Genomic DNA, 10,093 nt, shown 5'->3' with positions numbered 1-10,093 from the left:
GTAGAAAGCGGTCGCATCAGCCACGCGGATGTGGCAGGCGCTGGCCAGCTCCAGCCCGCCGCCGACCACCGCGCCGTGCAGTGCGGCGATCACAGGCACCGGGCCGAACTGCACACGCTCCAGCGCGGCATGCCACATGCGTGAGTGGTGCATGCCCTGACCTGCGTCGCGTTCCTGCAGTTCGCCCAGGTCCAGGCCAGCGCAGAAATGTGAACCTTCGCCATGGATCACCGCAGCGCGCACGGTGGCCGGCAGGGTGTCAAACATATCCCGCAGCGCCAGAATCAGTCCGTCGTTGAGGGCATTGCGTTTGGCGGGGCGGCTCAGGCGGATCACGGCGATCTGCTGATGGTCGCCGCGGAGTTCAAGCTGGAGGTCGGGGTTGTTTGTTTTTTGGCTCATGGGAGGTTTGCAAGTTGCATCGATTATTGTTATAAACAATAACCAATTCAATTGACTTGGCAACCTCATTTCTCAGTGTTAACCCGCATGAGGTGAGCAACAAGTCGAACCACCAGGAGACAGCATGGACTACGAGAACCTCATTGCGATTGACGTCCACACCCACGCTGAGGTCAGCTGCTGGAACCCGTTCGACAATTACGGTGAAGAATATGATCGCGCGGCCGACAAGTACTTCAAGAACAGCCGACGTCCGACCATTGAAGAAACGATTGCCTACTACCGTGAGCGCAAGATCGGGCTGATCATGTTCACCGTGGATGCCGAGACGCAGATGGGCCGGCGGCGCATCCCGAACGAGGAAATTGCCGAAGCCGCGCAAAAAAACAGCGACATGATGATGGCGTTCGCCAGCATCGACCCGCACAAGGGGAAAATGGGTGCCCGCGAGGCGCGCCGGCTCATCGAGGACCACGGCATCAAGGGCTTCAAGTTCCACCCCACGGTGCAGGGCTTCCACCCTTACGACCGGATGGCCTGGCCAATTTACGAGGTGGTCAACGAGTACCAGCTGCCGGCCATCTTTCACACCGGGCACAGCGGCATTGGCAGCGGCATGCGCTGCGGCGGCGGGCTCCGGCTCGAGTATTCCAACCCCATGCACCTGGACGATGTGGCGATTGATTTCCCCGACATGCAGATCGTCATGGCGCACCCGAGTTTTCCGTGGCAGGACGAGGCCCTCAGTGTTGCCACCCACAAGCCTAATGTCTGGATCGACCTGTCCGGCTGGAGCCCCAAGTACTTTCCGAAGCAGCTGGTTCAATATGCCAACACGCTGCTCAAGGACCGCGTCCTGTTCGGCAGTGACTACCCCCTGATCACGCCGGACCGCTGGATGAAAGATTTTGAAGACGCGGGCTTCAAACCCGAAGTGATGCCCGGCATCCTCAAGGGCAATGCGATGCGCCTGCTCGGGCTGGGACAGGCTGCATCTGAATGAGCGGCCAGATCCGCAGCCTGGCCGACATCGAGACGCTGGAGGCGACGCCTTACGACCAGGCCATACCGGCACGCACGACCTACGGCCTGATCGCCAGCGCCGCGCATCGCTTTGGCGAGCGCGATGCCTTTCGTTTTTTGCCCAGTGGCAACCTGCAGGACCCGGCGCAAGGCGTGAGCTACAACGAGTTGCTGGCGCAGATTCACCGCGCTGCCAATCTGTTTCGCTCGCTCGGTGTCGGGCCCGATGATTCGGTGGCCATCCTGGCGCCGAACATTCCCGAGACGCAGTTTGCGCTGTGGGGCGCGCAGGTGGCGGGCAGGGTCTGTCCGATCAACTATTTGCTGCAACCCGACCATATCGCGGCGCTGCTCAAGGCATCCGGGGCCAGGGTTGTCGTGGCCCTTGGTCCCAACGAAGCACTCACTCTTTGGCCGACGGTGGAAAAAGTCATGGAACTGCATCCGCTGCCGGTGCTGCAGATCTGCGTGGGTGGACAGGTCGCGCCGGACGTGCCGGTGTTCCAGGACTTGCTCGCACAGCAGGGCGCCAGCTTGGCGTTTGAGCCCTTGCTGACACCCGACCGCATCGCTGCCTGCTTCCACACCGGCGGCACCACGGGTGCGCCCAAACTGGCCCGGCACACCCACGGCAATGAAGCGCACACGGGCTGGTTCTCGCACTATTTTTATGGGTTTGACGAACACACGGTCGAGATCAATGGGTTTCCGCTGTTTCATGTGGCGGGTGCCTTTGTGTACGGGCTGTCACTGCTGGCCATAGGCGCGACTCAGGTGCTGCCCACATTGAGCGGCATGCGCAACCCCGATTTCCTGAAAAATTACTGGAAGTTCTGCGAACGTGAACAGGTGACGGCACTGGCCTGCGTGCCCACCATTCTGGCGACCCTGGTGAATCTGCCGGTGGACGCGGACATCTCTACCGTCAAGGTGGCCTACACCGGCGGCTCGCCCTTGCCCACGGAGCTGGCGGCGCAGTTCGAACGCACCACCGGTATCCCGGTTCGCAACATCCTCGGCATGACCGAATGCGCGGGTCTGGTCTCCATCGAGCCGGCCGCCGCACCGCGCGTGCCGGGCTCGACGGGCCTGCGCCTGCCTTATACCGAGGTGCGTGCCGTTCCCTGGCGCGACGGCACTGCGCAATTGGCCGGTGCCTGCGCGGTGGGGCAGACCGGCGTGATCGTGCTGCGCGGCCCGCATGTGAGCCCGGGTTATACCGACACGGCGCGCAACGCCGGCATGTTCGAAGGTGATTGGCTGCTGTCCGGCGACCTGGGCCACCTTGACGCGCAAGGCTGTATCCACATCACCGGCCGCGCCAAGGATGTGATCATCCGCGGTTCGCACAACATCGACCCGGGCCTGGTGGAGGACGCGTTTCTGGCTCACCCCGCCGTGGCGCTGTGCGCCGTGGTTGGCGAGCCCGACGCCTATGCCGGCGAGCTGCCGGTGGCGTTTGTCACGCTCAAGCCCGGCGTGTACTGCGAGCCCGACGTCCTGCTTGCCGAGGTTGCGCCGCAGGTGTACGAGCGGCCGGCCACCCCCAAACGCGTGACCCTCATCGAGGCCATGCCGATGACCGCCATCGGCAAAATCTACAAACCGGCGCTGCGTCTGCGCGCGATGGAAAGCAAACTTGCCGACATGCTGGCCGATGTGCCGGGTGCCACGGTCACCGGCCACGAGCGCGGTGGCAGCTTGCACGCGGTGGTGCGCCTGCCTGGCCCGCCCGACGCCGCGCTGGTGCGGCGCCTGCGCGAGCGCCTCGCGGCGATCGCGGTGCCGGTCGAGTTTGAAGCCGCCGACGTCTGAAGGCTTACCAGCCGCCGCTGGCGAGCCATTCCTCGGCCAGCTCCAGCGTTTGTACGCCCCAGAAAGGTTCTTCGTCGATCATCAGGGTGGGCGAGCCGAAGATACCCGCCTTGAGTGAGGCGTCCACCGCATTGCGCAGCAGTGTGCCAGCTTCATCCGTTTGGATGCCGCTGCTCAGCCACGCGGCGTCCACGCCGTCAGGCAGGGTGATGGCGGCGATGGATTCGGCACTGGACAGATCGCGCCCTTCTACCCAGTAAGCATGGTAGATCGCATGCGCCAGCGGCACTACCAGCGCCGGGCGCTGCTGTTTGACCCAATAAAAGGCGCGGCCAGTGGCGCGCGGGTCCATCACCGGGTCGTCCAGATCGCGGCCCAGCTGCAGTTGGCGGCGTCGCGCGTAACGCTTGGCCTCACGGCGGATGTAGTCGCCCTTGAGCGGTGTGGCCAGCAGCGACTTGAGCCCCATCACCTTGAGGACCGACACGCCCAGCAGCATGGCATGCCACTCGACGATGCGCCCGTGCCGCGCCGCCATGTCCTCGATACGCAGCGAAGCGAAATAACCGAAAGGCGAGATGAAGTCGAAGTAGAAGTGCAGAGGTGAGGGCGGGTTCATGGCGCCAAGCGTAGCCGAAGTTCTGCCATCAGACCTGCAGCGACACCATGACTTCATTGCGGGACGACGCCATCAGCGCCGCTATCAGCCGGTGCACCTGCAGTGCCGAGCGTCCGGTGACGGCCGGCTCGGTGTGGTGGCGAATGGCTGTCACAAGGTCATGCAAAACGACGCGATGGGCGTGGTGGTCAAAGCCCATCAGGTTGGCGCCCGAGCCGGAAGCCTGTTTTGTACCGGCGTGGATTTTCTGGCCGTCCAGCAGTTCCCCCTGAAGTTCGCCAGCTTCAAATGTGGCCGAGCCCTGGGTGAAGTTGAGGCAGATCCGTTCAGGGAACCCGGGATAGGCTGCCGTGGTGGCATCGATGCTGCCAATGGCCCCGCTCGGATAGTGCAGTGTTGCGGCGACGGTATCTTCACACTCCATGCTGTGCAGGGCACTGGTGACCGTCGTGGCGCTGACCTTATCCGGCATGCCGGTCAGGCTCAGAAACAGGTCCAGCGTGTGAATGGCCTGCGTCATCAGCACGCCATCCGAATCCTGTGAGCGCCGCCTTTACTCAAGCTTGATGCCGGCGGCCTTGATGACCTTTGCCCATTTCTCGACTTCCGCCTTCTGGAAGGTGGCGACCTGCTCCGGGGTCATGCTGGAGGATTGCATGCCCAGGGTCTTGAGCCTGTCCTGCATCTCGGACGTCTGGAGGATCTTCATGATCTCTGCGTGCAGGCGGTTGATGATGGGCCGTGGAACGCCGGCCGGCACAAAAATGCCTTGCCATGACACGACTTCAAAACCCGGCAGGTCCGACTCTGCAATCGTCGGCACGTTGGGCAGGGACTCCATGCGTTTGGCTGAACTCACAGCGATGGCGCGCAGCTTGCCGCTCTGGATGTGCGGGCCAGCCACCACGGTGGTGTCAAACATCATGTCCACCTGGCCACCAATCACATCCTGGATCGCCGGGCCGCTCCCTTTGTACGGCACATGGATGAACTGCGTGCCCGGTTTGAAGGCCAGCAATTCCAGCGTCATGTGCTGCGAGGTGCCGTTGCCCGCCGAGGCTGACGAGAGTGTCCTGGGTTTGGCCTTGGCCGCCTGGAGGATGTCCTGCAGCGTCTTGTAGGGACTGTCCGCCTTGACGATCAGCACCACCGGGTTCGAGCCGATCAGGGCCACTGGCGAAAAGGACTTGATCGGGTCATAACCGAGCTTGGGGTACAGGCTCACGTTGATGGCGTGTGAACTGATGGTGCCGCCCAGCATGGTGTAGCCGTCGGCCGGCGCGCGGGCCGCAATCTCGGAGCCCACGCTGCCGCCCGCACCGCCGCGGTTGTCGATCACGATGGTGGTGTCCAGTGCCGGCCCTAGCTTCTGGCCGATCAACCGTCCGAGGATGTCCGTGGTGCCGCCTGCGGGGAAGGGGACGACGTAGTTGATGGCTTTGGAGGGCCATTTGTCCTAGGCCCAGACAGCGCCGGTTCCAAGCAGAGGCGAGAGAGCGGCTGCGGTCAGGGTGCTGTGAAGCAATGTGCGACGTTTCATTGTTTGTCTCTTGATCGAGGTTGAAAAAAGATGCCGTACCGGGTGCGATATCTAGCGCACCATGCATGGCATCTTGGGGTTGAATTTCCAGTTCGGCAGCAGGTACTGCATGGCCACCGCGTCGTCGCGCGCGCCCAGCCCGTGCTGGCGGTAAAGCTGGTGGGCTTTTTCCACTTCCGCCATGTCGAGCTCCACGCCCAGTCCAGGTGTTTTCGGTACGGCCACGCTGCCGTCAACAATTTGCAGTGGCTTTTTTGTCAGGCGCTGGCCGTCCTGCCAGATCCAGTGGGTGTCGATAGCCGTCACCTTGCCCGGCGCTGCCGCCGCCACATGCGTGAACATCGCCAGTGATACGTCAAAGTGGTTGTTCGAATGCGAGCCCCAGGTCAGGCCCCAGGTCTGGCACATCTGCGCCACGCGTACCGAGCCTTGCATGGTCCAGAAGTGCGGATCTGCCAGTGGGATGTCGACCGACTGCAGCGTGACCGCATGCGCCAGTTCCCGCCAGTCGGTCGCCACCATGTTGGTGGCTGTTTTCAGGCCGGTCGCGCGGCGGAACTCCGCCATCACCTCGCGGCCCGAGAAACCCCCTTCGGCGCCGCAGGGGTCTTCTGCATAAGCCAGTTCCCGGTGGCGGTCCCGACATAGCCGCACTGCATCCTTGAGCAGCCAGCCGCCGTTCGGGTCCAGCGTGATGCGTGCTTCAGGAAAGCGGTCCGACAAGGCCATGATCGCCTCGATCTCTTCCTCCCCGCTGAGCACGCCCCCCTTGAGTTTGAAGTCCTTGAAGCCGTAACGCTTGTGGGCCGCCTCCGCCAGCCGCACCACCGATTTGGCGTCCATGGCCGGCTCGTGGCGTAACCGCAGCCAGTCGTCGCCGGCCTGCGGCTCGCTGCGGTAGGGCAGGCCGGTCTGCGCGCGATCGGCGATGTAGAACAGGTAGCCCAGCATCGCGACCGACGCGCGCTGCTGTCCGTCGCCCAGCAGGGCCGCTACAGGCACGCCGAGAAACTGCCCCAGCAAGTCCAGCAGCGCACTTTCAACCGCAGTCACGGCATGGATGGCGACGCGCAAGTCGAAGGTCTGGTTGCCGCGGCCGCCGCTGTCGCGTCCGGAAAATTGCGTGCGCAGCGTGTTGAGGATCTGTTGCCACTGGCCCAGTGGCTGGCCTTCCACCAGTTCGCGGGCCTCCTCCAGCGTGGTGCGGATTTTTTCTCCGCCCGGCACTTCGCCCACGCCGGTACGGCCTGAACTGTCGGTCAGCAGCAGCAGGTTGCGCGTGAAAAAAGGACCATGGGCCCCGCTCAGATTGAGCAACATGCTGTCATGTCCTGCGACGGGAATGACCTGCAGCCGGGTGATGCGGGGTGTGGCGGCGGCCAGTGGAACGGAGGGGGAGGCGAAAGACATGAAACAAACGGGCAAAGACGAAATGACCGGTTTAAAGATCAGTCATCGTACAACTTTCGGTCCGCCATCCCATCGGTGGAATCCCTGATGCCGTGGGGACTTTGAGGCCTGGTTTACTCAGGCCGCAGGACGGGCCAGCGCAGTCAGGGCGTCGGCGTTCTGGCCTTTGCGCAGGCGTTCCCGGCTGTTGGACAGGTGCGTGCGCATTGCCGCACGCGCCGCCTCGGCATCCTGGCTGCGGATGGCGTTGTAAATGCTTTCGTGCTCGCCATTGACGCGTTGCAGGTAACTCAGGCGACCTTCGGGTGCACTTTGAGGGGTGTTCACGCGGGTCCGCGGAATGATCATGGTGCCCAGGTAGGTCATGAGGTCGGCGAAGTGCCGGTTGCCGGTGGCGCGGGCCACTTCCATGTGGAACTGGAAATCGGGCGGAACGGCATCGGAGTCTGCATGGATGGAGTCCTGGAAGGCCCGCAGAGCCGTGGCCATAGCCTCCAGGTTTTCCGTGGTTCGCCTCTGGGCGGCCAGGCCGGCAGCCTCGGTTTCCAGGCTGATGCGCAGCTCCAGCACCGAGATGACATCGGCCACCGTGGCGAAGTCGGCCGCCGCGATCCGGAAGTTGCCAGCATTTTGGTTCTGGATCACAAAAGTGCCTATGCCATGACGCGTTTCGACCAGGCCGGAGGCCTGCAGCTTGGAAATGGACTCGCGCACCACGGTCCGGCTCACATCGAAGCGGGCCATGATTTCGGCTTCCGTCGGCAACTTGTCGCCGGTCTGAAGCTGTCCGTCGCGAATGCTCGCCGCCAGGCTTTCGACGATTTCGGTGACCAGCCCACGGGGGCGCCGAGCGCGGGGGGATTCGTCAAGGGGGGCGGCGGTCAAATTCGATTCCATCGGGTGGGTTCTTCGGGTAGGGGTTTGCCTCAGTACAGCCAAAAAACGCTTGACAGACGATGTCGTGTTCATAAAATTCATAGTCATCAGACAACGTACGACTGATATCTTAAGAGTTTCAGTTCACTTTAGCAAACCTGGTGCAAAAGTCCAGTGGGATTCCAGCGTTGTCCTTCCCCCATTTTCAACCAGAGGCAGGAATGACCATCCGGGTTCATGAAAAAGTGCTGTCAACCGACGCAGCAGCGGCTGGCGCCAGGGCGCAGGGCGTGAAGGCCATCGCCACCCATGCACCCGCGCTGTCGCTGTGGCTGCCACGGACGGTGGGGGTCTGACATGACCGCGCCCGCCGTCAACCGACCGCCTCTCTACATCCGCATGCACGAGGCGGACAATGTTGCCATCGTGGCCAACGACGGCGGCCTGGCGCCGGGTGCAGTGTTTGCCAACGGGCTGACACTGACTGAGCGCGTGCCGCAAGGCCACAAGGTGGCGCTGCTGGACCTGCCGCAGGGCAGCGCGGTGCTGCGTTACAACGTGCCCATCGGTTATGCGCTCAAGGACATGCCTGCCGGCAGCTGGGTGCACGAGCGCCTGCTCGAGATGCCGGCTGTGCGCAGCCTTGAAAAGCTGCCCCTGGCCACCGTCAAGCCGCCGTCCATGACCCCGCTTGAGGGCTACACCTTCGAGGGCTACCGCAATGCCGACGGTTCCGTGGGCACACGCAACATCCTCGCCATCACCACCACCGTCCAGTGTGTGGCTGGCGTGGTCGACTTTGCCGTCAAACGCATCAAGGACGAGCTGCTGCCGCGTTTTTCGCATGTGGACGACGTGGTCGGCCTCGAGCACAGCTACGGCTGCGGTGTCGCCATCGACGCGCCCGACGCCATCATCCCGATACGCACGCTGCGCAACATCAGCCTGAACCCCAACTTCGGCGGTGAGGTGATGGTGGTCAGTCTGGGCTGCGAGAAGCTGCAGCCAGAGCGCCTGATGCCACCGGGCACCATCCAGATTGTGGATGAGCGCAATGTGGCGGATATCGGCGTCAACGCCGAAGCGGCGCTTGATGTGGTCTGCCTGCAGTCCGAGAACCATGTCGGCTTCATGTCGATGATTGACGCCATCATGCAGGCTGCGGTGCTGCACCTGGAAAAGCTCAATGCGCGCCGCCGTGAACCTGTGCCCGCCAGCGAACTGGCGGTCGGTGTGCAGTGCGGCGGCAGCGATGCTTTTTCCGGCGTCACCGCCAACCCGGCCGTGGGTTTTGCCACCGATCTGCTGGTACGCACTGGCGCCACGGTGATGTTTTCAGAGACCACCGAAGTGCGTGACGGCATTGACCAATTGACCTCGCGCGCCAGCACACCCGAAGTTGCGCAGGCCATGATCCGCGAGATGGCCTGGTACGACGCCTACCTGCAAAAAGGCCAGGTGGACCGCAGCGCCAACACCACGCCCGGCAACAAGACGGGCGGGCTGTCCAACATTGTAGAAAAAGCCATGGGTTCCATCATCAAGTCGGGCAGGGCGCCCATCAGCGGCGTGCTCGCGCCTGGCGAGAAGCTCAAACAAAAAGGCCTGATCTACGCCGCCACGCCGGCCAGCGACTTCATTTGTGGCACCTTGCAACTCGCCGCCGGCATGAACCTGCATGTGTTCACCACCGGCCGCGGCACACCTTACGGCCTGGCCGCGTGCCCCGTCATCAAGGTGGCTACGCGCAGCGACCTGGCCAGGCGCTGGCACGACCTTATGGACATCAACGCCGGCCGCATCGCCGACGGCGAAGCCAGCATCTCCGATGTAGGCTGGGAGCTGTTTCACCTGATGCTGGAAGTCGCCAGTGGCCGCAAGAAGACCTGGGCCGAACACTGGAAGCTGCACAACGCGCTGGTGCTGTTCAACCCGGCGCCCATCACCTGAATCAACCCATGCCCCAAGCTGCGCGTGCAGCCTCTCTCATCCTGACCCCAGCGTTACAAGCGAGACCTCATGACAACAACCCTTCCCTACCAATCCTTTCCCAACAGCTTCAAGCGCGATCTGCTGGCTGGCAAAAAACTGATCGGCTGCTGGTCCTCTCTGTCCAATGCCATCACCACGGAAGTGCTGGGTGTGGCCGGCTTCGACTGGATCCTGCTTGACGGCGAACACTCGCCCAACGACATGACCACCTTCATCCCGCAACTGATGGCGCTGAAAGACAGCGCCAGCGCGCCGGTGGTGCGGCCGTCCTCCAACAACGCGGTCGAGATCAAGCGCCTGCTCGATGCCGGTTTCTACAACTTCCTCGTACCCTTTGTCGAGAGCGTGGACGAGGCCCGAAGCGCAGTGGCCGCCACCCGTTATCCGCCCCAGGGCATACGCGGCGTGTCGGTGTC

The 10,093-nt window shown here is 63.1% G+C and carries 10 protein-coding genes and 1 pseudogene; 5 read left to right on the top strand and 6 right to left on the bottom strand.

What is annotated here, in order from left to right; genetic code table 11:
- The coding region (locus ACESMT_RS17980) for an enoyl-CoA hydratase-related protein (protein WP_372827973.1) at nucleotides 1-402 on the bottom strand (402 nt) is incomplete at its 3' end.
- Nucleotides 403-526: 124 nt separating this feature from the next.
- Between ACESMT_RS17980 and ACESMT_RS17975 the strand changes: the two genes are divergently transcribed.
- Together ACESMT_RS17975 and ACESMT_RS17970 are read left to right on the top strand one after the other, a co-directional pair.
- Nucleotides 527-1,405, top strand: coding sequence for an amidohydrolase family protein (locus ACESMT_RS17975; RefSeq protein ID WP_372827972.1), 879 nt, complete (start codon nucleotides 527-529; stop codon nucleotides 1,403-1,405).
- Nucleotides 1,402-3,240, top strand: a complete 1,839-nt coding sequence (locus tag ACESMT_RS17970) for an AMP-binding protein (RefSeq protein WP_372827971.1) — start codon at nucleotides 1,402-1,404, stop codon at nucleotides 3,238-3,240. Before ACESMT_RS17975 ends, ACESMT_RS17970 begins: the two co-directional genes overlap by 4 nt.
- A 4-nt stretch (nucleotides 3,241-3,244) precedes the next feature.
- Here ACESMT_RS17970 and ACESMT_RS17965 read toward each other — a convergent pair whose 3' ends face one another.
- The 5 genes and pseudogenes from ACESMT_RS17965 to ACESMT_RS17945 form a co-directional block, all read right to left on the bottom strand.
- On the bottom strand, nucleotides 3,245-3,859 hold the full coding sequence (locus ACESMT_RS17965; protein WP_372827970.1) for a 2-hydroxychromene-2-carboxylate isomerase: 615 nt from the start codon (nucleotides 3,857-3,859) through the stop codon (nucleotides 3,245-3,247).
- Nucleotides 3,860-3,887: 28 nt separating this feature from the next.
- A pseudogene (locus ACESMT_RS17960) lies at nucleotides 3,888-4,400 on the bottom strand (Gfo/Idh/MocA family oxidoreductase); the annotation flags it as partial.
- Nucleotides 4,401-4,412: 12 nt separating this feature from the next.
- Nucleotides 4,413-5,294, bottom strand: coding sequence for a Bug family tripartite tricarboxylate transporter substrate binding protein (locus tag ACESMT_RS17955; RefSeq protein WP_372827974.1), 882 nt, complete (start codon nucleotides 5,292-5,294; stop codon nucleotides 4,413-4,415).
- A 156-nt stretch (nucleotides 5,295-5,450) separates the two neighbouring features.
- Nucleotides 5,451-6,809 (bottom strand): glucarate dehydratase, encoded by a 1,359-nt coding sequence (gene gudD, locus ACESMT_RS17950; protein WP_372827969.1) that lies wholly within the window; start codon nucleotides 6,807-6,809, stop codon nucleotides 5,451-5,453.
- 117 nt (nucleotides 6,810-6,926) lie between these two features.
- Complete coding sequence (locus ACESMT_RS17945; protein WP_372827968.1) at nucleotides 6,927-7,706, bottom strand: FadR/GntR family transcriptional regulator; 780 nt, start codon at nucleotides 7,704-7,706, stop codon at nucleotides 6,927-6,929.
- A 200-nt stretch (nucleotides 7,707-7,906) separates the two neighbouring features.
- On the opposite strand from ACESMT_RS17945, the gene ACESMT_RS17940 reads away from it, so the two are divergent.
- The 3 genes from ACESMT_RS17940 to ACESMT_RS17930 all read left to right on the top strand — a co-directional run.
- The gene (locus ACESMT_RS17940) at nucleotides 7,907-8,041 is read left to right on the top strand and encodes a hypothetical protein (protein ID WP_372827966.1); all 135 of its coding nucleotides are present in this window, start codon (nucleotides 7,907-7,909) and stop codon (nucleotides 8,039-8,041) included.
- Between the two features lies 1 nt (nucleotide 8,042).
- Entirely contained in the window at nucleotides 8,043-9,635 is a 1,593-nt protein-coding gene (gene garD, locus ACESMT_RS17935) for a galactarate dehydratase (RefSeq protein ID WP_372827965.1), read from the top strand.
- Between the two features lie 69 nt (nucleotides 9,636-9,704).
- Nucleotides 9,705-10,093: aldolase/citrate lyase family protein (locus tag ACESMT_RS17930; protein WP_372827964.1), on the top strand; the 389-nt coding region annotated here is incomplete at its 3' end.

The sequence above is a fragment of the Polaromonas sp. genome (assembly GCF_041689105.1).
Classification (GTDB): Bacteria; Pseudomonadota; Gammaproteobacteria; order Burkholderiales; family Burkholderiaceae_C; genus Polaromonas.
Note: the sequence above shows the minus strand (reverse complement) of the source record. Positions and strands in the feature narration are given on the sequence as shown.